At 72.9% G+C, this 24076-nt stretch carries 23 protein-coding genes; 5 read left to right on the top strand and 18 right to left on the bottom strand.

Translation table 11 applies throughout. From position 1 onward, the window contains the following. Position 1: 1 nt before the first annotated feature. The 7 genes from BGO45_RS06815 to BGO45_RS06845 form a co-directional block, all read right to left on the bottom strand. On the bottom strand, positions 2–1489 hold the full coding sequence (locus BGO45_RS06815; protein ID WP_292692053.1) for an MFS transporter: 1488 nt from the start codon (positions 1487–1489) through the stop codon (positions 2–4). Positions 1490–1570: 81 nt separating this feature from the next. Then, entirely contained in the window at positions 1571–1753 is a 183-nt protein-coding gene (locus BGO45_RS06820; RefSeq protein ID WP_076495216.1) for a hypothetical protein, read from the bottom strand. 9 nt (positions 1754–1762) lie between these two features. Beyond that, positions 1763–4819 carry an SMC family ATPase gene (locus tag BGO45_RS06825; protein ID WP_292692054.1) on the bottom strand — a complete coding sequence of 1019 codons (3057 nt, stop codon included), beginning with the start codon at positions 4817–4819 and terminating at the stop codon, positions 1763–1765. Then, positions 4816–5970, bottom strand: coding sequence for an exonuclease SbcCD subunit D (locus tag BGO45_RS06830; protein WP_292692056.1), 1155 nt, complete (start codon positions 5968–5970; stop codon positions 4816–4818). The genes BGO45_RS06825 and BGO45_RS06830 overlap by 4 nt, the downstream gene beginning before the upstream one ends. A gap of 78 nt (positions 5971–6048) precedes the next feature. Continuing rightward, positions 6049–6366 carry a hypothetical protein gene (locus BGO45_RS06835; RefSeq protein ID WP_292692058.1) on the bottom strand — a complete coding sequence of 106 codons (318 nt, stop codon included), beginning with the start codon at positions 6364–6366 and terminating at the stop codon, positions 6049–6051. Between the two features lies 1 nt (position 6367). After that, on the bottom strand, positions 6368–6577 hold the full coding sequence (locus tag BGO45_RS06840; protein WP_292692059.1) for a hypothetical protein: 210 nt from the start codon (positions 6575–6577) through the stop codon (positions 6368–6370). An 89-nt stretch (positions 6578–6666) separates the two neighbouring features. Next, entirely contained in the window at positions 6667–6960 is a 294-nt protein-coding gene (locus tag BGO45_RS06845; protein WP_292692060.1) for a GNAT family N-acetyltransferase, read from the bottom strand. A gap of 432 nt (positions 6961–7392) precedes the next feature. Between BGO45_RS06845 and BGO45_RS06850 the strand changes: the two genes are divergently transcribed. The 3 genes from BGO45_RS06850 (at position 7393) to BGO45_RS06860 (ending at position 9791) form a co-directional block, all read left to right on the top strand. After that, the gene (locus tag BGO45_RS06850) at positions 7393–8154 is read left to right on the top strand and encodes a winged helix-turn-helix domain-containing protein (RefSeq protein WP_292692062.1); all 762 of its coding nucleotides are present in this window, start codon (positions 7393–7395) and stop codon (positions 8152–8154) included. Between the two features lie 51 nt (positions 8155–8205). Next, positions 8206–9195, top strand: a complete 990-nt coding sequence (locus tag BGO45_RS06855; protein ID WP_292692064.1) for a DNA-3-methyladenine glycosylase 2 family protein — start codon at positions 8206–8208, stop codon at positions 9193–9195. Between the two features lie 374 nt (positions 9196–9569). After that, complete coding sequence (locus tag BGO45_RS06860) at positions 9570–9791, top strand: hypothetical protein (protein WP_292692066.1); 222 nt, start codon at positions 9570–9572, stop codon at positions 9789–9791. Positions 9792–9804: 13 nt separating this feature from the next. On the opposite strand, the gene BGO45_RS06865 is transcribed toward BGO45_RS06860, so the two are convergent. Continuing rightward, complete coding sequence (locus BGO45_RS06865) at positions 9805–11598, bottom strand: S16 family serine protease (RefSeq protein ID WP_292692068.1); 1794 nt, start codon at positions 11596–11598, stop codon at positions 9805–9807. Continuing rightward, positions 11595–12566, bottom strand: a complete 972-nt coding sequence (locus BGO45_RS16860) for a GNAT family N-acetyltransferase (RefSeq protein ID WP_366515024.1) — start codon at positions 12564–12566, stop codon at positions 11595–11597. Before BGO45_RS16860 ends, BGO45_RS06865 begins: the two co-directional genes overlap by 4 nt. A gap of 90 nt (positions 12567–12656) precedes the next feature. On the opposite strand from BGO45_RS16860, the gene BGO45_RS06880 reads away from it, so the two are divergent. Beyond that, positions 12657–12947, top strand: a complete 291-nt coding sequence (locus BGO45_RS06880) for a DUF4287 domain-containing protein (RefSeq protein WP_292692070.1) — start codon at positions 12657–12659, stop codon at positions 12945–12947. 9 nt (positions 12948–12956) lie between these two features. Here the strand turns inward: BGO45_RS06880 and BGO45_RS06885 are convergent, their stop codons facing one another. Next, entirely contained in the window at positions 12957–13568 is a 612-nt protein-coding gene (locus BGO45_RS06885; RefSeq protein WP_292692072.1) for a MerR family transcriptional regulator, read from the bottom strand. A gap of 71 nt (positions 13569–13639) precedes the next feature. On the opposite strand from BGO45_RS06885, the gene BGO45_RS06890 reads away from it, so the two are divergent. Beyond that, the gene (locus BGO45_RS06890) at positions 13640–14149 is read left to right on the top strand and encodes a DUF4188 domain-containing protein (protein ID WP_292692074.1); all 510 of its coding nucleotides are present in this window, start codon (positions 13640–13642) and stop codon (positions 14147–14149) included. Here BGO45_RS06890 and BGO45_RS06895 read toward each other — a convergent pair. The 8 genes from BGO45_RS06895 to BGO45_RS06930 all read right to left on the bottom strand — a co-directional run bounded on the left by BGO45_RS06895 (position 14143) and on the right by BGO45_RS06930 (position 24072). After that, positions 14143–15453, bottom strand: a complete 1311-nt coding sequence (locus tag BGO45_RS06895) for an FAD-linked oxidase C-terminal domain-containing protein (RefSeq protein ID WP_292692076.1) — start codon at positions 15451–15453, stop codon at positions 14143–14145. The genes BGO45_RS06890 and BGO45_RS06895 overlap by 7 nt on opposite strands. Then, positions 15450–16433 carry a ketopantoate reductase family protein gene (locus BGO45_RS06900; protein WP_292692078.1) on the bottom strand — a complete coding sequence of 328 codons (984 nt, stop codon included), beginning with the start codon at positions 16431–16433 and terminating at the stop codon, positions 15450–15452. The genes BGO45_RS06895 and BGO45_RS06900 overlap by 4 nt, the downstream gene beginning before the upstream one ends. Then, entirely contained in the window at positions 16430–17542 is a 1113-nt protein-coding gene (locus BGO45_RS06905) for an LLM class flavin-dependent oxidoreductase (RefSeq protein ID WP_292692081.1), read from the bottom strand. The genes BGO45_RS06900 and BGO45_RS06905 overlap by 4 nt, the downstream gene beginning before the upstream one ends. 29 nt (positions 17543–17571) lie before the next feature. After that, the gene (locus tag BGO45_RS06910) at positions 17572–19191 is read right to left on the bottom strand and encodes an ABC transporter ATP-binding protein (RefSeq protein ID WP_292692083.1); all 1620 of its coding nucleotides are present in this window, start codon (positions 19189–19191) and stop codon (positions 17572–17574) included. A 3-nt stretch (positions 19192–19194) separates the two neighbouring features. Continuing rightward, complete coding sequence (locus BGO45_RS06915; RefSeq protein WP_292692085.1) at positions 19195–20043, bottom strand: ABC transporter permease; 849 nt, start codon at positions 20041–20043, stop codon at positions 19195–19197. Between the two features lie 14 nt (positions 20044–20057). Continuing rightward, positions 20058–21047, bottom strand: coding sequence for an ABC transporter permease (locus tag BGO45_RS06920; protein ID WP_292692087.1), 990 nt, complete (start codon positions 21045–21047; stop codon positions 20058–20060). 9 nt (positions 21048–21056) lie between these two features. Further along, positions 21057–22703: an ABC transporter substrate-binding protein gene (locus BGO45_RS06925; RefSeq protein ID WP_292692089.1), complete on the bottom strand. Its 1647-nt coding sequence runs from the start codon at positions 22701–22703 to the stop codon at positions 21057–21059. A 226-nt stretch (positions 22704–22929) separates the two neighbouring features. Then, complete coding sequence (locus BGO45_RS06930) at positions 22930–24072, bottom strand: acyl-CoA dehydrogenase family protein (protein ID WP_292692091.1); 1143 nt, start codon at positions 24070–24072, stop codon at positions 22930–22932. Positions 24073–24076 lie beyond the last annotated feature (4 nt).

Raw genomic sequence — 24076 nt, forward strand, 5'->3', positions numbered from 1 at the left:
GTCAGGGGGTCTGCGACCCGTGACGTGCGCGTCCGGCGAGATCGGCGACGCCCACGATGAGGGCGAGCCCGAGGAAGACGCCCACGGCGATCATCCCGCTGGCGTAGGCGTCGTGGAACACCGCGAGTTGCTCGCGATCGCCCTGCTCGCGGTAGACGGTGGCATAGAAGAGCGCGAGCGCGATCGCGGTCCCCACCGCCGTTCCGATGCGCTGCCCCAACTGACCGATCGATCCCGCGACGCCGCCACGCGAGACGGGGATGTCGGCGAGGGTGAGCGTCTGGTTCGGAGAGACGACGAGTCCCCCCGCGAACCCTCCCACGGCCATGACCGCGGCCATCGCCCACGGCGTCCATTCGGGCGGCGTCACGACGGCGACCAGCGCCAGGGCCCCCGCAGCGGCGACCATTCCGAGGATCCCGCCCACGACGAGCGGGCGTCCGAGCCGGGTCACCAGGTTGCCGCCGATCCATGCGCTGCAGGCCGAGGCCACCGCGAAGCCGATCGTCACCATGCCCGCGAACACCGGCGGAAGGCCGAGGCCGCCCTGCAGGTAGAGCGTTCCAAGGAGGAACATGGCCGGAACGGCCGCGAAGTAGGCGGTCGAGATCAGCACACCGTTGCGGTAGGAACCGAGGGCGAAGATCGCGAACGGCATGAGCGGCATCCGCCCGCGGTCGGCGTAGCGACGTTCCCAGAAGACGAAGGCGGCGGCGAAGACCACCGATGCCACGAGGAGCCACCAGCGCCGCGGGTCGTCGTCGGGGGAACCGGTCGTGAAGAGGAACGGCCACATCAGCGCGACGATCGTGAGTCCGAAGAGCAGCACGCCGATCGGATCGAGGTCGAGGGCACGATGCGACTTCGTCCGCGTGCTCGGGAGGAGCCACGCGGCCAGCACGATCACGATCGCGACCAGCGGGATGTTGATCCAGAAGATGAGCCGCCACCCGTCGGTCTGACCGCCGAGCGCGATGAGCAGTCCGCCGAGCGTCGGGCCGAACGCCGTCGCGATGCCGATCGTCGCACCGAACAGACCGAACGCGCGGCCGCGCTCCTTGCCCTGGAACAACTGCTGCACGAGTCCGAGGACCTGGGGCATCTGGATGCCGGCTGCCACGCCCTGCAGGAGGCGGGCGGTCAGGAGCACGGCGGTGTTGGGCGCGAGCGCACACGCCAGACTGGTGACGAGGAACAGCGAGAGCCCGACGAGGAAGAGCACCCGCCGCGACCGCAGATCGCCCAGACGGCCCGCCGGGACCAGAACCAGACCGAACGTCAGGATGTACCCCGACACCACCAGCTGCAGCTCGGTGGGTCCGGCATTCAGCGCGGCCTCGATGGAGGGCAGCGCGACATTGACCTTGGTGAGGTCGAGGATGGTGAGGGCTGCGACCGAGACGGCGATCCAGTAGGCGCGCCAGCGATGGCGCGGGGACAGCTGGATGTCGCGCGTGGGCGGGTGGGGGGACGTGCGTTCTTCAGGCATCGCGGCTCACGCTACTCGCGGACGCGGACACCGCGGGCGGGCTTGCGCCCGCGGACCGATCCGCGTCGCGGCGTCTGCCGCTCAGTCCGCGTCGCGCCGGGCGAACACCGCACGGAGCACGAAGAACACGACGACCGCCACCACGGCGATGAGCAGCAGCCGGAAGACGAACCCGATGAACCACAGGAGCACGTTGACCAGCAGCCAGGCGATGATCACGGCCGCGATCACGCCGAGAACGGTCCACAGGGTGCTCGTACGCATGGCTCCAGCCTAGGCGAGGGCGCCCACGGCCGCGGAGTCCTGACGGATCACACTCGGTCCGCGCGGGGTCGCCGTCACCCGCACCTGGGCCGGCAGCTGATCCTTCATCGATGCGACGTGACTGATGACGCCGACAGTGCGGCCGCCCTGACGCAGCTCGTCGAGGGTGCGCATCGCCAGGTCGAGGGTCTCGTCGTCGAGGGAACCGAACCCCTCGTCGATGAACAGGGTGTCGAGACGGATGCCACCTGCCCGCGCCGTCACGACTTCGGCGAGCCCGAGCGCCAGGGCCAGCGAGGCGAGGAACGTCTCGCCGCCCGACAGCGACTGCGGCGGCCGGCACTGGCCGGTGAAGGCGTCCATGATCTCGAGACCGAGTCCGCTGGCCGCGCCGCGGGCTGCCAGGGCGTCGGTGTGCTGCAAGCGGTAGCGCCCGGCGGACATGTGGTCGAGACGGAGGTTCGCGGCATCCACGATCTCCTCCAGCTCGGCCGCGAGGACGAAGGTCTCGAGCGTCATGCGACGCGTGTTCGGGGCGCGCCCGGCCATCGTGTCGGCCAGACGCGCGACGACGGCATGCGCGTCGGCCAGCTCCGCGACCGCCGCGCTGCCGGCGTCGGCGCGCTCGGCGAGGGCGCGCACGTGTGTGGCGGCCGCGGCGGCCGCAGCGTGCGTGGCAGCCGCGGACTCGACGGCGCCCCGCGCTTCGAGGACCGCGGCGGCCACCGGGGCGAGGTCGATCGGCGCGTCGGGGGCGTCGACGAGGTGGAGTTCGAGCTCCAGCAGACGACGGCGGGTGGCGGCCAGGGTGGCGTCGTGATCGGCGACCGCGGCTTCCAGCCGTCGCCGTACATCGGGTTCGCGCAGGGCCGCGCGGACCTCGGATGCGTCCGCGAAGGTGCTGTCGGCCAGCACCTCGTCGAGCGCGACGCGCGCCTCGACGACGGCACGCACGCGCGTCTCGTGCTCGGCGCGCGCGGCGATGACCGCCCGCACGCCGTCGCGCCGCGCGCGCAGGTCGCGGCGACGGTCGCGGACCGTCGGGAACTCCGCGCGGGCCTCGACCAACGCGGCGCGCGCTGCCTCGGCGCTCTGCCGACGCAGGGCGAGTTCTTGGCGGGCATCGGCGAGTTCGCGGCCGAGACGCTCGCTCTCCGCGGCGTCCGTCGCCTCTCGCTCGAGGAGGGCCACCCGTTCTGCGGCGCGGCGGTCGCGTTCGGCCGCATCGGCCTGCGCTCGGGCGAGATCGGCGTCGATCCGATCGCGGCGCCGGCGCAGCTCGACGACGGTCTCGCCGCCGGCGCGCGCGGCAGCCAGCGCGTGCGCGTCCCGCGTGATGCGCGCGGCATCGGACGCGAGGCGGTCCTGCTCGGTCGCGGCGTTCTTGCGGTCCTCCGCCGCCGCGATCTCGGCGTCGGTGACGGGGTCGTCCGCGCCGACGGCCGGGGCGGGGTGTTCCGTCGATCCGCACACCGCGCACGGTTCGCCCTCGACGAGCGCGTGCGCGAGTTCGCCCGCGGCTCCGGCCAACCGGCGTCGGAGCAGTCCGCTCCACGCCTCGACCGCACGCTGCAGCTCATCGGCCCGGACGACGGCCGCGAGATCCGCCGTGTCGCGCTCCTCGGCAAGACGCTCCGCCTCGAGCGCCGCTTCGAGGCGTCGGTCGACCTCCGCCCGTTCGGCGGTGGCGAGGTCGCGCCGCGCCGTCGCGTCGGCCAGCTCGGCGAGTCGTTCCTCGAGGGCGACGCGCGCCGCGGGAACGTCGGCGAGCCGGGCGGCGACGTCGTCCGCCCGACGGACCGCCTCGTCGAGCTGCACCTGGCGCGCGCGGATGTCCGCGTCGATCGCCGCGAGGTCGTCCTCGAGCGCGAACGCTTCGTCGACGTGGGCGAGCAGGGTCGTGAGATCGTCATCGCGTGCGGTGAGAGTGAGCGTCGAGTCGAGACCCGTCTCGCCGAGTCGCTCGGCCGCGGCCACCGCGTCGTCGCGCGCCGCCTCCGCGGGAGCGAGCGACCGCTCCGCCCGCGCGACCGCCTCGAGCGGCGCGCGCAGCGCCTCCGCCGCGGTCGCCGTCCCGAGCTCGGCACGCGCGGCGTCGATCCGTTCGGTGTCGGACTCGAGGACCGCGAGTCGCTCGCGGGTGGCGCGGCGCTCGACCTGGCGGCCGTGGAGCGCCGTCGCCTCACGTTCGGCCGCGAGTGCGGCATCCAGTCCGCGCTTCGCCGTCTCGCGTTCGTGGGCGGCTGCCTCGACCCGGTACTCCATGCGCTCGACGCCGCGCACGACGTGCGCGAGTCGCTCGTGGATCGTCGGGGCGGGGCCGTCGGAGGGCGCGCCGGCGGCGACGGCGGGCGGTGCCGTGTCGTCGTCGGCGTCGCCCGCCCGCGCCGCGTCGAACGCCGCGACCATGCGCTCGGCCTCGTCCACCAGCGTCGACACCTCGGTGCCCTCGGCCGCGAGACGTTCGGCCGCGCGCTTGCGGCGTTCGTCGAGCGCCGCCGCGTACTGCTCGAACGAGCGGGTGCCGAAGAGCGTGCGCAGGAGCGCCTGTCGCTCGTCGTTCTTGGCGAGGAGGAACCGCGCGAACCGATTCTGGGCCAGCAGGATCACCTGGAGGAACTGCTGCTGGGTGAGTCCGAGGATCTCGTCCAGGTGGGCGGCCACGTCGACCGGTCGTGCCGCGACCCCCGTCCAGCCTTCGGCTTCGAGCACCTCGAGAGCGGCGCGGTGGGGCTCTTTCGTCGTCCCCGTGCCGGAGCGCTTGGGGCGCTCGTACTCGGGCGATCGGGTGACCCGCCACCGACGCCCCTCGGCGCTGAACTCGACCGTCACGGTCGTGGGGTCGTCGAGTCCGCAGTGATCGCTGCGCAGACGCCGCTCGGCCCCGTCGTACCGGGGGACTCCGCCGTAGAGCGCGTAGCAGACTCCGTCGAGCACGCTCGACTTCCCCGCGCCCGTGCGGCCCGTGATGAGGAAGATGCCGTCGTCGGCGAAGGCGTCGAAATCGACGACCTGCCGCTCGAGGAAGGGCCCGAAGCCCTCCAGTTCCAGGCGATGGAGCTTCACGAGTGCGCCTCCGCCACCGCGCGGGCGTCGAGCACCTCGCGGATCAGGGCGCGCTCGGCGTCGGAGGCGCCTTCGCCCTCGCGGACGTGCGTGAGGAACGCGTCGATGATCTCGGTCTCGTCACGCGCGGCGCGCACGCGTCGGGCGTAGCCGAGACCGTCGTCGATGCGCGACTCGGCAGGCGTGTGCGCGACCGTCGCGCACCACGGGAACCGGGCCTGCAAACGGCGCATCGGGTCGATCTGGGGCGTGGCGTCGGTGTACTCGGCCCGCACCCACTGGTCGACGTGGGCGTCGTACACGGGATCGCCGAGCAGGTCGTCGAAGGGGGCCCGGAGCGTGACCAGCGGGCGCGGAACCGGCAGCGCGAGCCACTCGACGGAGGCCAGGCCCGTGGCATCCAGCTCGACGAGCCAGGACCCGCGCGGCTTGCCGGCCTCGCCGAAGCTGTAGTGCAGCGGCGCCCCCGCATAGCGCACGCGGTCGGACAGCTGCTGGCGCCCGTGGATGTGCCCGAGCGCGACGTAGTCGGGACCGTCGAAGACCGGGAGGGGCACGTTGTCGAGGCCGCCCTGCCGGATCTCGCGCTCCACACCGGGCGTGGCCTCGACGCCGGCGGCGAAGCAATGCGCGATCGCGACCGAGCGACCGCCCCGCGCCGAGAGATCGCGACGCACCAGGTTCATTGCGTGGCCGATGGTCTGCGCCTGGCTGCGCAGTTCGACCCCCTCCCACAGGTGACGCACGATCGCGGGCTCGAGGTATGGGATGCCGTAGAAGTGGACGGGTCCGTGCGCGTCCGTGACGGTCACGGGCGTACCGACGGTCAGCGGGTCGGTGACGACGGCGATGTCTTCGCGGAGGAGCGCCGACTGGAAGCCCAGGCGCGCCGCGGAGTCGTGATTGCCGGAGGTCACGATCACCCGTGCCCCCGTGTCGGCGAGCGCGGCCAACGTGTCGCTCAGGATCGGATAGCAGGCTGCGGCGGGAGCCGCCGAGTCGAACACGTCACCCGCGACGACGACGACATCGACCTCGTGCGTGCGCACCTGATCGACGAGCGCGGCGAGCACATCGGCCAGGGCGCCGAGCGTCGAGTGACCGTGGAACGAGCGCCCGATGTGCCAGTCGGAGGTGTGCAGGATCCGCATGTTCACACGGTACGTCGGGCCTCCGACATCGGCGTTCAGCCCGCGCGCGGGTCGCCCGCGCCGGCACATCCCGGCGGGTCAGCCGGCGGCCACCTCCGCGGCGAGGGCACGGATGCGGTCGTCGCCGAGGTCGAGGCCGACGTCGGCGAAGCGCTGGCGCAGCACGTCGGCGATGCGCTCCGACGAGGCATCCCCCACGTCGGCGCGGGTCTGCGCCACGACACCCGCGATCCGCGCCGCGTCGTCGGTGGGGTGCGTGTCCATCGCGGGGGTGGACTGCTCGTCCGGACGCGGGACTCTGCCCTCGGCGTGCAGCGAACCGCCGACGGAATCGGCGGGGTCCGCACCGCCCTGCGGGGCGTCCGCGGGCTCCGGGCTGTGGGAGTGGTCGGTCATGTCAGTCCTCCGTGCTCAGGTCGGGATCGATGCCCTGTCCGGCCGCGTCGCCCTCGATCGGGTCCGACGGCTTGGCGTCGTTCAGACGCGGTGAGCCCTTCGCCCGGTCGTTCTGTTCGGCGGTCTCGCCGTCGGCGACATCGCCGCTCACCCAGCCACCGGGAGGGTTGGCATCGATGACGCCCTCGGGAAGGTCGCGGTCGTCGGTCATGGCATCCCCTTTCGACGCACCCAGCTTCGTCGCCGATCCCCCTCGGCCTCCGGGGGTTGACGGGCGCGGGGGGCGTCGTTATCGGACGCTCAGCGGCGGGCGCGCAGGAGGTCCGCACGCTCGGGATGGGCTTCGAACCACTCCCCGACGTACCAGCAGACCGGAAGGATCTCGCGATCGCCCGCCTGCGCGATGGCATCGACCGCCCGCTCCACGACCACGGCGGCGTAACCTCGCCCGCGGAACGTGGGGATGGTGAACGCGCGCGTGAGCGCGATCGTCTTCCCGTCGTCGCGATAGTCGAGCACGGACACCAGATCATCGCCGTCGTGCAGGGTGTACCGCGAGGCGGCGCGATCGTCGGCGAAACGCAGGTCGGTCATGCCATTCACGGTACGCCGCTTCCCGGGATCGGGCTCCGAGGACGCAAAGTGCTCGGTCGAAGGGCGGTGATCTCTCGAAAACAGAGCAGGATGCCACATCCCGGGCGGTCATGATTTGACGCGATCCGCCACAGTGGGTCATAATCGGCCCCATGACTGTCAACGCGCTTGCTCTGTCCGCCCGGGAGGCGAACGGAACTGCCGGCATCATGATGCCCGGCCGCGTTGTCCTGTGTTGTCGAATGTGCCGCTAACAGCGACCCTCGCTCCGACGATCCCGCGCTTCTGAACGCCGGCATCGTCGCCCGGTCGTCCGCCTTCCGCGTCGATCACGCGCACCCGGACACCGTGCTCCGGCCCCTCGGCCACACACCTCCCGCTGAACCCCGCTCTCTCGGACGCCCGGGTTCACCACTGAAGGACACCTCCCTCATGTCGATCTCCGCCGTTCTCGACCGCCCCGCCACCGCCGCCTCGACCACCGCCGCCGGCCCCCGGCCCGCGCACCGCGCCGCCGCCGTGCGGCCGGCCGCCCCGGCTTCCGCCCCCGCGACACCCGCCGCCCCCGCCGCGCGTCCGGCGCTGCCCGCCGGAACCGCTCCCCGCGGCTTCGCCCTCTACGTCGGCATCGACGAGGCCAAGGCCGCCGAAGCCGGTGTCAGCCTCGGCACGCTCGTCGAGGCGCTGCGCCGCACCCTCGGGGAACTGGCCCCCGCCGCCGAGACCTACGCGACGGTCGCGCTCGCTCCGGCCGGTGCCGGCGGCCGCGACGTCGACGTGGTGCGGCTCGCGCTGCACGAACCCTCGGCCGTCGCACGGACGAAGGAGGAGCCGGCCGAGGAGGACCGCGCCCCCCGCGGCGTCGTGGTCGACATCTCGCGCAAGCGCGTCCTCATCGACGGCGAGTCCGCCGCCTTCACCTTCAAGGAGTTCGAGCTGCTGCAGTACCTCGTGCTCCGCGAGGGTCGCACGATCGAGCGCACCGAGCTCGTCTCGTCGCTGTGGGAGGGGGCGACCGACGACGAGGCGCCCGGAGAGCGCACGATCGACGTGCACGTTCGTCGCCTGCGCGCGAAGCTCGGGGTCTACGAGGACATCGTCCGCACCGTGCGCGGCGTCGGCTACCGGTTCGATCGGCACGCCGACGTGTCCATCCGCTACGGCCACGGCACCCCCTCGCCCGACCGCTTCTGAGCGGACGGCCCCGCTGAGCGTCATGTCGGCGGGGCGACGTAGGGTGTCGGCATGAGGTCGACCCGGGTGCCCGCGCGTCCGTCGTCGCGCGACCCGCGCCCGCCGGACGTCGAGCCCCTCCGCACGGAGTACCGCCCGCCGTCCCCCGTCGACGTCGATCGCGCCGTCGGTGCGCAACGCCACGGACGCCACGACCCGACCTTCACGGCTACCGGCCCGCTCCGCTCGGGGGGCGTGATCTGGCGGGCGAGTCGCACCCCCTCGGGCGTCGCGACGCTCGCGCTCCGCCGCACCGCCGACGGCGCGGTCCACGCCGCGGCGTGGGGGACGGGCGCCGGGTGGGCGCTGGATCAGCTGCCCTCCCTCTGCGGCGCGCGTGACGAGCCGGACGGTTTCGACGCGACGCGGCACCCCTCGGTCGCGGAGTGGCATCGACGGTTCCCCGACCTCCGCATCGGGCGCACCGACCTGGTGTTCGACGCGCTCGTGAGCGCGATCATGGAGCAGAAGGTCACGAGCCTCCAGGCGTTCTCGGCCTGGCGCAGCATCGTCACCTGGTACGGCGAACGCGCCCCCGGTCCGACACCGCGCCCGATGTTCGCCCCACCCGACATCGAAGGCTGGCGGCACGTCCCGTCGTGGGCCTGGCACCGCGCGGGCCTCGAGCCGCCGCAGTCCCGCACGATCGTCGAGGCCGCTCGCCGAGGCGTGTCGATCGCACGGGCCGCGGCCGACGCCGCCGACGGCGAGTCCCGCGATCGGGTCTTCATCAGCCTCCGCGGAGTCGGCGTCTGGACGAGCGCCGAGACGCGCATCCGCGCGTTCGGCGATCCGGACGCCGTGAGCATCGGCGACTACCACCTGGCCCACCAGGTCGGCTACGCCCTGACCGGGCACCGCACCGACGACGACGGCATGCTCGAGCTGCTCGAGCCCTTCGCCGGGCACCGCCAGCGCGTCATCCGTCTCATCTACGCCGGGGCCGGACTCGAACCGCGGCGCGGCCCGCGGCTCGCGCCCGAAGACCATCGCGACCGCTGATCCCGGGCCCCGATCGCGGACCGCCGACCGCCTAGGCTGCACGCCGCCGACGCCCTCGCCGACGGCGCGGGGGGCCAGATGGTCGCGATGCGCGGCACCGACATCACCCGTGCGCCGTTCGCCGACGCCCTCGCCGAGCTGAACAGCGTGCCCCTGTACCGCTCGCGCTGTTCGGCTGAGTCCACGCGCCGTTCGAGCACAGGAGATCGTTCGCGGACAGGAGCCGCCGCGGCAGTGGCATCCTGTCTCCGAACGATCTCCTGTGCTCGTGCGGGGTGTCAGCGCGGCGTGAGGTGCAGCCCTGCGCCATCGCGACCCGGATGCGGTCGAGCACCGTCGCCGACCGCGGATCGCGGACCGCCTAGGCTGGCCGGATGACGAACCCCGGCACGGGCTGGCCCCGCGGACGCACGTACTGGCTCCTCGGGAGCGCGGTGCTGCTGGGCGCCGGCATCCTGTTCGGGCTGGTCTGGCAGAACGTGTGGCTGGGTCTGCTGCTGGCCGCGGTGATCTCGCTCGGGTGGCTCATCGCGTTCGAGTCGAACCGCGGTCGCAACGTGGGCGTCGACGACCCGGACAACGGCATCGAGCTCTGACGCGCGTTCCGGCTCAGGAACGCTCGACCCCGGCGGCGAAGGCCAGGACGCGGGCGGTCACGAAAGGCGTGACGTAGCCGGCCGCCCCCGCGGCGGGCGCGGCCTCCGCATCCGTCGCCGCCTCCGCGAGTGCGCCGCGGACGATCGGGACCGCCGCCCCCGTGGCCAGGAGCGCGTCGACGGCGGACACCGTGTACTCGTCGGCCACGGCGATCCGTCGCGTCGCCGCGTCCGCGGCATCCGCGTCCGAGGGCGGGCGCACGGCCTGCGTCGCCGCGAGCACGGGCGACACGTGGGTGTAGCCGGAGAGAGCCAGACCGAGTGCGGCCCATCCGCGGTCGTCGGGCGCTCGTTCGGCGAGCTCGTCGCGCGCGTGGTCGAGGGCGAGCGCGCGGAGTGCCGCCGGGTCGGCTGCCGCGACCCGCGCCTCGGCGGCGTCGGCGGAGATGTCGTCGGCGTCGGCCCGGGCGGCGATCACCCGCGACCGGTAGGCGTCGCTCGCGGCGATGCCGGCCCGTCGGAGCAGCGAGGCCACCCCGGCGAGGTCCGCCTCGCCGTCGAGCCGCCCCCCGCCGCCCGCGGGCAGGTCGCCGAGGGCCTCGGCCGTTCGGAGCGCGGACCGTGCGAGCGCGACCGCGGTCGTCGCCACGGAGTCGGAGTCGTCGTCCGCGGGGTCGGCGGACATGTCCTCCGCGTAGCGGGCGAGGGCGAAGGCCTCGGTCGCGGCGGTCGCGGCGCGGAGGACCGCGTCGAGGTCGTCGAGGGTCTCGGGCGAACGGCGGTCGAGGTCGTCGAGCAGCGCCGCGGCGGCATCGCGCACCCGCGCGGGATCCGCGCCGGCCTCGTCGGGGGAGATCTGCGGGGCCACCGCGAGGGCCACCCGATCGGCGGCGGTCGTCGCGGCGGCGAACGCCGCACCGGCGACTCCGTCCGAGCGGAGGGCGGAAGCGCGCTCGAGCGCGTCCCGGGCCGCGTCGGCGACCGCCGGGTCGGCGGCCGCGTCCAGGGCGGAGGATGCGGTCTCGATGACGTCGCCCGCGGCGACGCCGAGCGGGTCGTCGGGTGCGGGGTCGCCGTCCACCGTCGCGAGGGGCGACGGCGAGGGCGGAGGGGTGGGGAATGCGGCCTCGGGCAGTTCCTCCCCCGTCATCACCGCGTACGCTCCGGCGACGTCCGCGACCTCGGTCACGGTCATGCCGCCGGTCGCGGCGAGCTGGTCGAGGTCGACCGTCTCGCCCTGGGCGTTGCGCACCGTCCGCTGCCCGGCGGGAACGAGGATCGTGTCGATCCCCCCGGCGTCGACGGCGGCCGCGACCTGCTCGGCGAGCCCGGACACGGGCCGGATCGCACCGAACGGGGTGACGGCGCCGGACAGGGCGACTCCCGACTGGACCTCGGTGCCGTAGTAGAGCGCGAGCACGCCGACCGCGGTGACGGCGCCCGCTGCCGGGGTCGCCAGGCGGGTGTCGAACCCGAAGGTGTACGCGGTGTCCGGCCGCGCCCCGGTGAGCAGGGTCGCGGCGGTGACCGCCGTCCAGGTCGCGGACTGCGTGACCGGATCGACACCGCTGACGTCGTTCTCGGTGATGTCGACGCTGAGGCCGCCGCCGTCGGCCGAGGCCGCGGTGATGCGCTGGCTGGCGAGCACGCCCTTCTTCCCGCTCGCGTACAGCACGGGCACGGTGATCTCGCTGCCCTCGAACCGGCCGTCCGACCCGATGCCGAAGCCGAGCGAGAACTGGAGCCCGCACCCCGAGAGGACGAGGAGCGGGACGAGCGCGGCGGCCGCCGCGGCGATACGTCTCACGAGGACCGATCCGAGACGAACAGCGCACAGGTCGTGTCGTAGTAGGCGTCGGTCTCTCCCGCAGCACGCATGCCGATGCGCTCGGCGACGGCCTGCGAGGCGCGGTTGTCGGGGTGGGTCACCGCGACCACGCGCGAGATCCCCGCCGCGTGCGCGAGGGCGAGCATCGCGGCGGCCGCCTCGGTCGCGTATCCCTCCCCGTGGGCGTCGGGGTGGAAGTGCCAGCCGATCTCGATGTCGTCGGCCCGGTCGCCGCCGACCCCCGCCGACCACGGGATCGGCTTCAGCAGGATCGCGCCCAGGCGCTCCCCGTCGGCGCGGGTCACGGCCCGGACGCCGAGGACCCCGTCGCCGCGACTGCTCCACCGATCGAGCAGGGCGTCGACCTCGGTGGCATCCGTCATCGTCCGACCGTCGCCGATGTATCGACGGACCTCGGGTCGGCGATACATGTCGAACAGGAACGCCCGGTCGTCATCGGCGCGGGTCCACTCCCGCAGGACCAGCCGCGCCGTGGTCAGGTGCGTCCGCCGCATCGGCAGGTGCGGAATGCCGTCCTCGGAGAAGGGTTCTCCGGACACGGCGAACCCGAATCGGCCGTACCAGTCGGCGAGCTGCGCCTGCGCGTCGAGGAGGATCGGGATGCCGGGAGCCTCGGCGTCCAGGATCGCGACGGCCGCGCGCATGAGGTCTGCGGCGAGTCCCCGCCCGCGCGCGGAAGCGGCCGTCGCGACCCGCCCGATGCGGGTGTTGCGCTCCTCGCGCAGCAGGCGCAGGGTCGCGAGCACGGCTCCGGCCTCGTCCTGCGCCCACAGGAGTTCGGCGCCGGGCTCGATGTCGCGGCCGTCGATCTCGGGGTACGCAGCCTCCTGTTCGACCACGAACACCGACACGCGCAGCCAGAGCAGGCGGTAGAGGGTGAGCGGGGCGATCTCGGCGACGGGCGCGCGATGGAACGTGACGGCCATCCCTCGACGCTATCGCGCCGTGTCGCTAGCCTGAGCCCGAGCGCCGGTCGCCCGCCGGCCCCGACGCCCGCCCCCGAGAAAGGAGACCCGATGTCCTTCCAGGCCTACCTCGACGCGGTCGAGAAGAAGACCGGACTGACTCCGCGCCAGCTCGTCGACCTCGCGGCGGAACGGGGGTTCGGCCCCGACACGAAGGCCACTCCGATCCTGGAGTGGCTGAAGACGGACTACGACCTCGGACGCGGGCACGGGATGGCCCTCGTGCACGTCATCACGAAGGGGCCGCGGATCAGCGCCGCCCACGTCGGTTCCGGCGGAACGCACAGCGACCCGACGGACACGCTCTGGCTCGACGGCGCCGCCACGAATCCCCACGGCTGACCGGACGGCTCAGCCGCTCCCGAACCGGCGCGAAGCGGCCGTCTGCTCCGCGATGCGCCGGAGGGCGAGGATGAGCGGTTCGACCAGCACGGTGCCGAGGACGACATAGCGGACGGCTTCCTCGGCGGAGTCCGCGGGCGTGGCCTGGAGCTCCGCCTCCCCGATGGCGGCGAGATGCTCGACGTAGGCGGCGAGCACCGGCTCGGGGACAGCGAACCCCGCACGGTCGAGCGAGGCGAGGGCCCGCGCGACGGCGGCGACCTGCCCGGGCGCGCAGTCGTCCGCCGCGCCCCCGAAGCGGGCGACGAGCGCGCACGCCGGCTCCAGGTCGAGGTGTGCGTCGTCCGTGTCGGGGTTCACGGCGGTGCTCGCGGCGCCGAGGAGGGCACCGGGGCTCTCGGGTGGGTTCTCCAGCACGGAGATGACGTTGCGCACCCCGGCGATGCCGACACCGGCATCCACGAGGGCCCGGATGACGCCGAGCCGGCGCAGATGCGGTTCGCCGTAGGTCGCCTGGGTCGGCGACGTCCGCTCCCCCTCGGGGAGGACGCGCTCGCGGAGGTAGTACTTGATCGTCGCCACGGAGACGCCGCTGCGAGCGGACAGTTCCGAGATGCGCATGGATTCCCCCTTGACTGGATAGCACTACTATCCAACACTAGATAGTGACACTATCCAGTTAGGACGAGCCCATGGCATCCCTCCACCCGGGTCGCATGACCCACCGACACGACGGCGAACTCGTCGTCTTCCACATCGGCATGACCATCAACCGGTGGTGGCGGCCCGACCTCTGGCTGCCCATCTCCGCCGAGATGGGGCCGATGCTGCGCGAGCTCAGCAGCGATCCCGACTCGGGCCTGCTCGGGTTCACGATGCTCTTCGGCGCCCGGGGCCCCTATATCGTGCAGTACTGGTCCTCGCTGGAGAAGCTCTACGCCTACGCGTCGGCCCCCGCGCAGGCGCACCGCCCGGCCTGGACCCGTTTCAACAGGCGCGCGCGCAAGGCCGCGGGCGCCGTGGGCATCTGGCACGAGACGTACCTCGTCGACCGTGCCGAGTCGATCTTCGTGGCGACCCCGCCGATGGGACTGCCGAAGGCGACCGAGATCGTTCCGGTGGGCTCACGACACGACCGGGCGGCGGCGCGCGCGGCCGACGGGCGCACCAGCGCACGCCCGCCGGTCGAGCCCGCTCAGTAGGCGCTGCCCGGGTTCAGGATGCCGCGGGGGTCGAACACCCGCTTGATCTCGTCGTGCAGCCGCACCACGTCGTCTCCCAGTTCGCGCCGCGCCCACTCGCGCTTGAGACGTCCGACGCCGTGCTCCGCGGTGACCGTGCCGCCGAGCGACAGGGCGAGGGCGAAGATGTCGTCGGCGGCGCGCACGGCGGTCTCGGGCAGGTCTCCGTCGCCCGGCTCGACCACGATGATCGGATGCAGATTGCCGTCGCCGGCATGACCGAAGACGAAGATCGGCACCCCGTGCCGATCGGCGATGAGCCGGATGCCGCTGATCGCCTCCGCCAGCCGGCTCCGCGGAACCGCGATGTCCTCGATCAGCGGTCGACCGGTTCGCTCCAGCGCCGGGAGCGCCTGCCGCCGCGCGGACAGGAGATCGGCGGCGCGCTCGGCATCCTCGGTCCACTCGTGGTGGGTCGCCGTCGGGGCGACCGCCGCGAGGACCACGGCCATCTCCTCCGCGGCACCGAACCCGTCGGTCTGCGCGAGCAGCAGCGCCTCCCCCTGCGCACGGAGCGTCGTGCCCGAGGCGTCGTCGATCGCGGCGAGCGTCGCACCGTCGAGGATCTCCAGCACCGCGGGGCGAGCCCCGCTCACCGCGATCGCCGCGACCGCGTGCGCGGCGTCCTCCAGCGTCGCGAAGAACGCGGAGGCCGTCGCCACCCGCTGCGGCGCCGGCAGCAGGCGCACGCGGGCCGCGACCACGATCCCGAGCGTCCCCTCCGACCCCACCACGAGGCCCGCGAGGTCGTACCCGGTGACGCCCTTGATCGTGGGACGGCCGAGGCGCACGAGCGAGCCGTCGGCGAGGACCACGTCGACGGACAGCACCGCATCCCGTGTCACCCCGTACTTCGCCCCGCGCAGTCCCCCGGCGTTGGTGGCGATGTTGCCGCCGATCGTCGAGATGCCGACGCTGCCCGGGTCGGGCGCGTACAGGAGGCCGTGCGCGCGAGCCGCGGCATCCAGATCCGCGGTGATGACCCCGGCCTCCACCTCGGCGGTGCCGTCGACCGGGTCGATCGCCCGGATGCGGTTCAGCTGCGACAGGTCGAGCACGATCGCCCCCTCCCCCGCCACCGCCCCTCCGGCCAGGCCCGATCCCGCGCCGCGCGTGATGAGGGGAACACCGGATGCCGAGGCCCGGCGCACCGTCTCCTGCACATCCGTGACATCCCGGGCCAGGACGATCTCGGCGGGCCGCCCCTGCGGCTGGAGTCCCGAGCGGTCGAGGGCCCGGTCGACCTCGGTCGGGGGAAGCGTCATGCGCGGACCTTTCGTTCGGCGCGGATGATCTCGGCCGGCAGGGGCGCGCTCCCGGGACGACCGCCCCGGGCGGCAAGGATGCCGAGGGTGCGCTGGATCGCCTCCGCCAGCGGCGCGGCGGTCCCGGCCTGCCGGGCGAGCAGCACGAGTTCGCCGACGAGGTAGTCGCTCTCGACGCTCGTTCCGCGCTCGAGGCTCTGCCACGTCGACAGCCGCCCGGGCACGTGGCCCGGGACGTCCTCGACCGGGAGGAACCCCTGCTCCGCCGGAGCGACGGGCAGGGCGAGCCGTGCGAAGAGCGCCTCCGCCTCACGGCGCAGCGCGTCCGTCGCGGCATCCCGCTCCGCCGCGTCGACGGCGAAGACCTCGACGACGTTGCGGAGGTTTCCGAGGAGCTTCCGCCGTTTCGTGGCGGCGATGTCGTCCACCGCGGATGCCGCGAAGCCCGCGCGGGCGAGATCCTCCCGCACGGCCTCGACGAACGGCGCGCCCGCCCCCGTCGCCGCGCCCACCCGTGCGACACCGATGGTCGGCCACGACGGCGAGACGACCTCGCCCGGACGCAGGTGGCTCGCCGCGATCCCGACCGAGACCCCCACGACGGCGGCCGACCGTCGCGTCGCGACGGCTTCCGCGGAGAGGCCGTTCTGCAGCGTCACCACGGGCAGGTCCGCCACCGCGCCGCCCCCGGCGAGCGGGCGCCACGCGATCGCGGCGAGGGCCTGCTCGGCATCCTGCGCCTTCACCGCGAGCACGACGGAGTCGCCCACCGCCGGCTCGGTCTCGTCGATCGCGCCGACGACGTCCACCGGCACCGTCTCGTCCCCGTGCGGGCGTCGGACGGTCACACCGCGCTCACGGATCACCTCGAGTGCGGCGCCTCGGGCGATCAGCACGGCCGGGACCCCGGCGGCCCGCCACTGCGCGGCGAGGAGCGCACCGAGGGCGCCCGCCCCGACGATCAGTCGACGTCTGCTCACGCGACGTTCCGCCGCCCGAACACGACCTCGGGATCGATGCCGCGGCGCGCGACCTCTTCACGGACCAGCGGGATGACGAGTCGGCCGGCATCCACCGCGTCGTTCAGGTCGCCGAGGGTCGGGAGCGAGACGATGTCGGCGCCGAGCTCGACGTACCGGACGATCGCCTCGGCCACCGTCTCGGGCGAACCGACCAGGAGCGAGGACGCGCCGCCCGATCCGGCGACGCCGCGGGGCGTCCACAGCACACCGCCGTCGTGCTCCTCGGACTGCTCCGAGATCTCGCGGAGCCGCACCGACCCGACGTTCGTGCTGTTGATGTCCTTGACCTTCTCGTAGAACGGACGGGCCGCCTCCAGGATGCCGCGCGCCTTCTCGCGCGCGAGCGCGTCGGTGGCCGCGACCACCGGCCGGAACGTCACCCAGAACCGGATGCGGTCGGTGCGTCCCGCCGCGCGGGCGTGGGCGTAGACCCGGTCGATCTGCTCCGCGGTCTGCGCGAGGGGCTCGCCCCACAGCGCGAAGATGTCGGCGTGCGCGCCACCGGAGGAGTAGGCGAACTCGCTCGATCCGCCGAGCGACACCGGCAACGCCCCGCCCGAGTGGGTCGCGTACCCCGGGCCGAAACCGTCGAAACGGTAGAACTCGCCGTCGTGGGAGAACGGCTCCTTCTCGGTCCACACGCGCCGCAACAGCTGGATGAACTCGGACGAGCGGCGGTAGCGCTGCTCCTTGTCGAGGTAGTCGCCCTGGCGGGCCTGCTCCTGGTCGCTGCCGCCGGAGATGATGTGGACGAGCGCGCGCCCGCCCGACAGCTGGTCGAGCGTGGACAGCCCCTGCGCGGCGACGGTCGGGAACGCCGAGTTGGGTCGGACCGCCACCACGGTCTTGAGTCGCCGCGTCGCCGCGAGGACCGTCGCGGCGAGCGCGTACTGGTCGGCACTGGCCGATGCGTACGGGATGAGCGTGTAGTCGAAGCCGTAGGCCTCGATCGTGCGGGCGTAGTGGCGGAGCCAGTCCACGTCGATGGGCGTGGTGAAGGTGCTGCCGCCGGCAGCGACGGATCCCGGGGGACGGCTGCCGACCATGTTGACGAATTCGACGGGCATGGGAGTTCCTTTCGCGGGAGACGGAGGGGTCAGGCCGTGACGGGCACGGCGGGTCGGATGCCGCGCGGATCGGGGACCGCGGCGACCAGGGAGCGGGTGTACGGGTGCTGCGGGTTCTCGAGCACCTCGGTGGCGGGACCGTGCTCGACGACCCGTCCGTGACGGAGGACGGTCACGGTGTCCGCGATCTGCCGGACGAGCGCGAGGTCGTGGGAGACGAACAGGTAGGTCAGCCCCCGCTCGACCTGCAGCCGCGCGAGCACGTCGAGGATCTCGGCCTGCACGGTGACGTCGAGCGCGCTGGTGGGTTCGTCGAGCACGAGGACATCGGGCTCGAGCACGAGGGCGCGGGCGATCGCGACGCGCTGGCGCTGGCCGCCGGAGAGGGCCGCCGCGCGGCGCCGCCACAGGTGCTCGCGCAGTCCGACCGCGACCAGGGCGGCTCGGGCCGCCGCGCGGCGGGCACGGCGGTCGCCGACCCGATAGCGGTCGAGGGGCTCGCGGACGAGGCTCTCGACGTGCCACGACGGATCCAGCGACGTGAACGGGTTCTGATACACCAGCTGCAGGTGTCGCCGCACGGTGCGCAGGTCCGTGCGGGAACGCCCGTGCACCGGCTCCCCCGCGACGCGGAGGTCGCCGGCATCCGGAGTCTCGAGCCCCAGGAGGAGCCGCACGGTCGTCGTCTTGCCCGACCCGGATTCGCCGACGAGCGCGTGGGTGCTGCCGGCCGCCACCTCGAACGAGACGTCGTCGACCGCGCGCAGCTCCTCCCCGCCGACGCGGAAGGTCTTCACGACGTCCGACACCTGCACGGCGGGACGGGCGGGGTCGATCCGCCGTTCCGCGAGCACGGCCCGATATCGGTCGGGGGACAGCGCGGGGACGTCGGCGCGCAGCGCGGCGGCGTACTCGGACCGGGGGGAGGCGAACACCTCCGCCACGGGACCCGCCTCCTGGATGACGCCGTCGCGCAGCACGACCAGCTCGTCGGCGCGTTCGGCGGCGAGCGCGAGGTCGTGGGTGATGAGCAGCAGCCCGATTCCCAGCGACGTCCGCAGCTCCGTGAGCAGGTCGAGGATGCGCTTCTGGATCGTGACGTCCAGCGCGCTCGTGGGCTCGTCGGCGACGAGGAGCGCGGGCGCGGGGAGCACGGCGAGCCCGATCAGCACGCGCTGCAGCATGCCCCCGGAGAGCTGGTGCGGGTAGGACCGGTACACGCGCTCCGGATCGGCGAGGCCCACGCGTTCGAAGACCTCGAGGATGGCGGCCCGGCGGCGCGCGGCATCCCGTTCCCCCGTGAGGGCGGCGGCCTCGTGCGCCTGGCTGCCGATGGTCCGGACGGGGTTGAGGGCCGAGGCGGGGTCCTGCGGCACGAAACCGAGGCGGCGGCCGCGCAACGGGCGGAAGCGGGCGAGGGGCAGCGCGAGCACGTCGTCGCCCTCGAGCAGGACACGGCCCTCGGCGTGACCGGAGTCGCGCGGGAGGAGCCGCAGCACGGCCTTCGCGATCGTCGACTTGCCCGAGCCGGACTCGCCGATGAGCGCGAGGCTCCGGCCGCGGTGCAGGTCGAACGAGACGTCGGAGACGACCCGACGGCCGCCGTACGACACCGCCAGGTCGCGTACGGAGAGGAGGGTGTCAGTCATGGCTCAGTCCTTCGCTCGCAGCCAGCGGCTGACCCGGTTGATCGACAGCACGACGGCCACGATGACCGCCGAAGGGGCGTACACGAGCCACGGGCTCGACACGAGGTAGTCCTTCCCGGCCGAGACCAGGAGTCCCCAGTCGGATGCCGGGGGCGGGTCGCCGTAGCCGAGGAACGCGAGTCCCGCGATGACGAGGATCGACACCCCGAACTGCAGGACCGCGAGCGACAGGACCGACCGGGAGGCGTTGGGCAGGACGTGCGTGAGCAGCACGTGCGCGCGCGACCCGCCCTGGAGTTCCGCCGCCTCGACGTAGACGGTGCCGCGCACCTTCAGCGCCTCGGAGCGCATGACGCGCGCGAAGACGGCGACGGCCGAGACACCGGTCGCGATGGCGGCGTTGATGGTCTGGAAGCCCAGGGAGCTGACGACGACGACCGCGAGCAGGAAGCTCGGGATCGCCAGCAGCACGTCGACGACGCGGGCCGTGACGACGTCGACGAGGCCGCCGAAGAATCCCGCGACGAGCCCGAGCAGGCCACCGACGACCACCGCGATGCCCACCGCGATGAGGGCGCTGAGCACCGACGAGCGCGTGCCGAAGATGACGCGCGCGAGGACGTCGCGGCCGAGGTTGTCGGTGCCGAACCAGTGCACCGCGCTCGGGGCCAGCAGCTTCTCGCTCGTGTCGCCGACGATCGGGTCGTAGCCCGTGAAGAGGGCGGGCGCGAGCGCCCACGCCGCGGCGACGACGATCACGAGGAAGGACACGACGACGGCGACCGGGATGCCGCGACGACGACGGGCCGTCGCGTCGGCACCGGCGAGGAGGGGCGAGAGGACGGCGGTCATCGAACGGTCGCTTTCTAGAGGGGGGCCGGGTCGGCGGCCGGGGAGGGGACCGCGGGACGATTCGGCTGGAGCAGGGAGACCCGCGGGTCCAGCACGGGGTAGAGGAGGTCCGCGATCAGGTTCACCGCGACGAAGACGACCGCCGCGAGCGCGACCACCGCCTGGATCACCGGGAGGTCCTGGGTGGCGACGGCGGTCTGGACGACGCTGCCGATGCCCGCACGGCCGAACACCGTCTCGGTGATGAGCGCGCCGCCGAGGAGCTCCCCCACCGTGAGCGCGATGATCGTGACGACCGGGAGCGCCGAGGGCTTGAGCAGGTGCGCGAAGAACAGGCGCGCCCGCCCGAGCCCCCGGGCGTAGGCGACGACCGCGTAGTCCTCGCCGAACTCGTGGTCGAGTCCGGTGATGAGGACCTGCGCGATCTGGGCGGACACCGGGATGCCGAGCGCCACCGCCGCGAAGAAGGTCGCCACGGGGGCGTCCGGGTCGATCACGGAGAACAGGCTCAGCTGGAACGCGAAGACGTTCAGCAGCAGCAGGCCGATGACGAAGTTCGGCACCGAGAGGAACAGGGCCGGAACCGAGCGCAGCAGCTGCGCCGCTCGGCGCGGCAGCACCTGGGTGCCGTAGGCGAGGGCGAACGCGAGCACGAGGGCGACGCCCAGCGCCGACGCCGCCAGGGCGAACGTCGACGGCAGGGCGTCTCCCACGATGGTGGCCACCGGCTGGCTGGACCGGAGCGAGATCCCCAGGTCGCCGCGGACGAAGCGCCCCAGCGCCTCAACCAGCTGCACCCACACCGGGCGGTCCAGTCCGTAGAACTCCACCATCTTCTGGATCTGGTCTTCGGTGAAGCCGTTCTCGGGGTTGCGCAGGGTGCTCGACAGCGGATCGCCGGGGAGCACGCTGATCACCACGAAGGTCAGCACGTAGGCCAGCAGCACCACGACGACCGCTTGGCCGAGGCGCTTGGCCGCGAAGATCAGGTAGGCGGAGTTCATGTCGGAGGCCTACTTCTGCAGGTACGCGGTCGCGTAGTCGGCGATCGCGACGCCGTTGTAGGTGACGCCCTGGAGCTTCGGGCTCTGGACGTAGATGCGCTGCACGATCTGCGTGATCGGCACGAACAGCCCCTGCTGGAGCACGTACGTCTGCAGCTCGTCGACGGCTGTCGCGCGGGTGTCCTTGTCGGTGGCCCGGGCGATCCGGTCACGCAGGTCGTTCAGCTTCGGGTCGGTCTCGCCGAGCCCGAACCAGTCCTCGCCCTTGTTGGCGTTCGTGAGGATGCCGGCCACCGTGCCCACGTCGATGAAGGACCGGGTCACCTCGTACAGCGGCGTGTTGGCACCGATCTTGACCTTCTCGCCGAAGGTCGCCACGTCGTAGGTCTGCACCGTGACGTCGAAGCCCAGGTCGCCGAGCTGCTGCGAGACGAGCTCGTCGATCGAGGCGGACGTCGCGAGGTACGGGTTGGCGTAGAGCGTCACCGCCAACGGCTGTCCGTCCTTGGTGCGCTTGCCGTCGGCGCCCTCGACCCATCCGGCTTCGTCGAGGAGGGCGGCGGCGGCCTTCGGGTCGTAGGCGAAGTCCGCGGAGTGGTCGGTCGCCTCGGGGACACCGCTCTGGATGAAGCCCTCCGCGGCCTGCCACCCGTCGGTGTACACGGTGTCGAGGATCTGCTGGCGGTCGATGCCGTGCTGGAGCGCCTGGCGCACCTTGACGTCGCCGAAGGGCGCGGCCTGGACGTTGACGGCGTACCCGTTGGTGAAGCCGAGATAGCGCGGGAGACCGGCGACGAAGCCCTTGTCGGTGAGGCTCGCGATCTCGCTCGGCTGGACGTTGTAGATGACCTGCGCCTGGTTGGAGGTGAGCGCGCCGATGCGCGTGCTCGACTCGGCGACCTGCTTGTAGGTGAGCGTGTCGAGGTACGCCGGGCCCGTGTGTCCGAGCGCTTGCGGACCCCAGCTGTAGTCGGCGCGCTTCTCGAGCACGACGTCGTCGCCGTCCGCCCAGCTCTTGATCGTGAACGGACCCGAGCCCGAGAAGTTGTCGAGGTTGCCCTGGTCCTGCTTGCTGAGGGCGAGCGTCTTCGGGGAGACGAGGATCGAGCCGTGGTAGCCCAGGGTCGGGATGAAGCCGAGGGCCGGCGCGGAGAAGGTGACCGTGACCGTCTTCGCGTCGACGGCCGTGGCCTTCTGGTACGCCTTCGGGAACAGGCCGATCGGGGCGATGCCCTTGTCGGCGCTGCCGAACGCCCAGTAGTCGAGGTTCGTGACGACCGCGGCGGCGTCGAGGGGCGTGCCGTCGGAGAACGTGACGCCGTCCTTCAGGTGCAGCGTGAACTCGGTGGCATCCGTGTTCTGCTCCCAGCTCTCGGCGATCCACGGCGAAACGGCGCCCTTGTCATCGACGTAGACGAGCTTGTCGGTGACCTGGCCCCAGATGTTGCCCTGGTAGCTGGAGATCGAGCTCTCGTTGGGGACCCAGCTGGTGCCGAGGGAGTTGATGAGGAAGACGACGTCGCCGCCCTCGGTGGGGGCTGCGTCCGTCGGGGCGGTCGCCGTGGTGGAGCCTGCGCAGCCGGCGAGGAGGGTCAGGGAGAGGGCGAGGGCGGCGCCGAGGGCGGCTCGCCGTCGACGCTTCGGGAATGAGGACATGGGCTGTGTTCCTTGGTCGGGACCGACCGCCGGGCGCGGTCGGGAACTCTTCAGCGAGTCTCAGCGGGCCGCGATGACGCGTCCAACGACGACGACCGATGGGAAACGATCGGTGCGGATGATGGATGCCGAAACCCCCGGGATCCGCGGGATTCCGGGGGTTTCGGGGTGTCGGAGGCCGTTGAGGCGCGCGCGGTGGGGGCGGCTCCGATGACGCCGTGTTGCGTCAGACGCCGAGGACTCTCCGCCCCGTGCCGAGGAGCGCCTGGTCTTCCTGGGGCGGGTGCACGCGCGCCGAGAGGACATCGCGCAGGTGTCGCTCGAGGGGGTTGGTCCGGCTCAGGGCCGGGTTTCCGAGCGCGGCCACGGCCGCCTCGACGGCGGCGATCGCCGAGCGGACGATGAGGATCTTCGCGAGGGGGACGCGCGCGACGGCGTCGGCATCGCCCGCGACCGCCTTCTCGGTCACCCCGTACAGCAGCGTCTCGGCCTGCACGAGCTGCGCTTCGATCTCGCCGGCGACCGTCTGGATGCGGTCGGTGGTCGCGATCGGGCGTCCGAGCCCCGCCGGGACCCGGTCGTGGGCGAAGCGGGTGAAGAAGTCCTGCGCCGCGCGGGCGACGCCGACGTACAGCGCCGCGTGCGTGAGGCCAAGGGCACTCGCCTGCGCCGCGGGGTCGCGGTAGACCCCCGTGAACGGGATCTCGAGGAAGTGGTCCTCGGGGGCCTCGACGCCGTCGTAGACGACGTCATGGGTGGAGCTGGCCCGCAGGCCCAGGTGGTCCCAGGTGGGGATGATCGTGATCCCCGGGGCGTCGCCCCGCACGATCAGATGCCCCACCCGCGGCTCCGCGTCGTCGGTCTTGGCCCACACGAGGTGGTAGTCGAGCCCGGTGCTCGCGGTGACGTAGGCCTTGCGTCCGGTCACGGCCCAGCCGTTGGCGGTGCGGCGGACCGTCGTGGCGGGGAGACCGCCGCGGGCCGGGGCGCCGAGCTCCGGTTCGGCGCGCGCCGTGTTGATGGAAACGGGACGCTCGGCGGTCTCGGCGACGACCCTCTCGTACAGGTGCGCCGGCCAGACGTCCCGGTCGATCTGGGCGATGTGCGTCGCCAGCGTGTTCGCGACGATGAGGGCGACCGAGGGGTCGCCGCGCCCGATCGCCTGCAGGATGCGGAGCCGCTCCAGGGCGTCGACCTGATCGCCGCCGAAACGTTCTCCGAGCACCGCCTGGAACACTCCGGCCCCGTGGACGGCGGCGAGACCGTCGGTGGGGAAGTCGGCGGAACGGTCGTAGCGTTCCGCGGTTTCGGCGACGGCGGCGGTGAGGGCGCCGAGGTCGACGCGCGAGAGGGTCGGAGAGGCAGTCATGCCC

Source organism: Microbacterium sp. 71-36, from assembly GCF_001898305.1.
In the GTDB taxonomy this organism is placed as follows: Bacteria; Actinomycetota; Actinomycetes; order Actinomycetales; family Microbacteriaceae; genus Microbacterium.

Bases quoted from the DNA above. Each gene is read 5' to 3' on its own strand.
- BGO45_RS06815 (WP_292692053.1), bottom strand. From the start codon at position 1,489: ATGCCTGAAGAACGCACGTCCCCCCACCCGCCCACGCGCGACATCCAG.
- BGO45_RS06820 (WP_076495216.1), bottom strand. From the start codon at position 1,753: ATGCGTACGAGCACCCTGTGGACCGTTCTCGGCGTGATCGCGGCCGTG.
- BGO45_RS06830 (WP_292692056.1), bottom strand. From the start codon at position 5,970: ATGCGGATCCTGCACACCTCCGACTGGCACATCGGGCGCTCGTTCCAC.
- BGO45_RS06835 (WP_292692058.1), bottom strand. From the start codon at position 6,366: ATGACCGACCACTCCCACAGCCCGGAGCCCGCGGACGCCCCGCAGGGC.
- BGO45_RS06840 (WP_292692059.1), bottom strand. From the start codon at position 6,577: ATGACCGACGACCGCGACCTTCCCGAGGGCGTCATCGATGCCAACCCT.
- BGO45_RS06845 (WP_292692060.1), bottom strand. From the start codon at position 6,960: ATGACCGACCTGCGTTTCGCCGACGATCGCGCCGCCTCGCGGTACACC.
- BGO45_RS06850 (WP_292692062.1), top strand. From the start codon at position 7,393: ATGTCGATCTCCGCCGTTCTCGACCGCCCCGCCACCGCCGCCTCGACC.
- BGO45_RS06855 (WP_292692064.1), top strand. From the start codon at position 8,206: ATGAGGTCGACCCGGGTGCCCGCGCGTCCGTCGTCGCGCGACCCGCGC.
- BGO45_RS06860 (WP_292692066.1), top strand. From the start codon at position 9,570: ATGACGAACCCCGGCACGGGCTGGCCCCGCGGACGCACGTACTGGCTC.
- BGO45_RS16860 (WP_366515024.1), bottom strand. From the start codon at position 12,566: ATGGCCGTCACGTTCCATCGCGCGCCCGTCGCCGAGATCGCCCCGCTC.
- BGO45_RS06880 (WP_292692070.1), top strand. From the start codon at position 12,657: ATGTCCTTCCAGGCCTACCTCGACGCGGTCGAGAAGAAGACCGGACTG.
- BGO45_RS06885 (WP_292692072.1), bottom strand. From the start codon at position 13,568: ATGCGCATCTCGGAACTGTCCGCTCGCAGCGGCGTCTCCGTGGCGACG.
- BGO45_RS06890 (WP_292692074.1), top strand. From the start codon at position 13,640: ATGGCATCCCTCCACCCGGGTCGCATGACCCACCGACACGACGGCGAA.
- BGO45_RS06895 (WP_292692076.1), bottom strand. From the start codon at position 15,453: ATGACGCTTCCCCCGACCGAGGTCGACCGGGCCCTCGACCGCTCGGGA.
- BGO45_RS06905 (WP_292692081.1), bottom strand. From the start codon at position 17,542: ATGCCCGTCGAATTCGTCAACATGGTCGGCAGCCGTCCCCCGGGATCC.
- BGO45_RS06910 (WP_292692083.1), bottom strand. From the start codon at position 19,191: ATGACTGACACCCTCCTCTCCGTACGCGACCTGGCGGTGTCGTACGGC.
- BGO45_RS06915 (WP_292692085.1), bottom strand. From the start codon at position 20,043: ATGACCGCCGTCCTCTCGCCCCTCCTCGCCGGTGCCGACGCGACGGCC.
- BGO45_RS06920 (WP_292692087.1), bottom strand. From the start codon at position 21,047: ATGAACTCCGCCTACCTGATCTTCGCGGCCAAGCGCCTCGGCCAAGCG.
- BGO45_RS06925 (WP_292692089.1), bottom strand. From the start codon at position 22,703: ATGTCCTCATTCCCGAAGCGTCGACGGCGAGCCGCCCTCGGCGCCGCC.
- BGO45_RS06930 (WP_292692091.1), bottom strand. From the start codon at position 24,072: ATGACTGCCTCTCCGACCCTCTCGCGCGTCGACCTCGGCGCCCTCACC.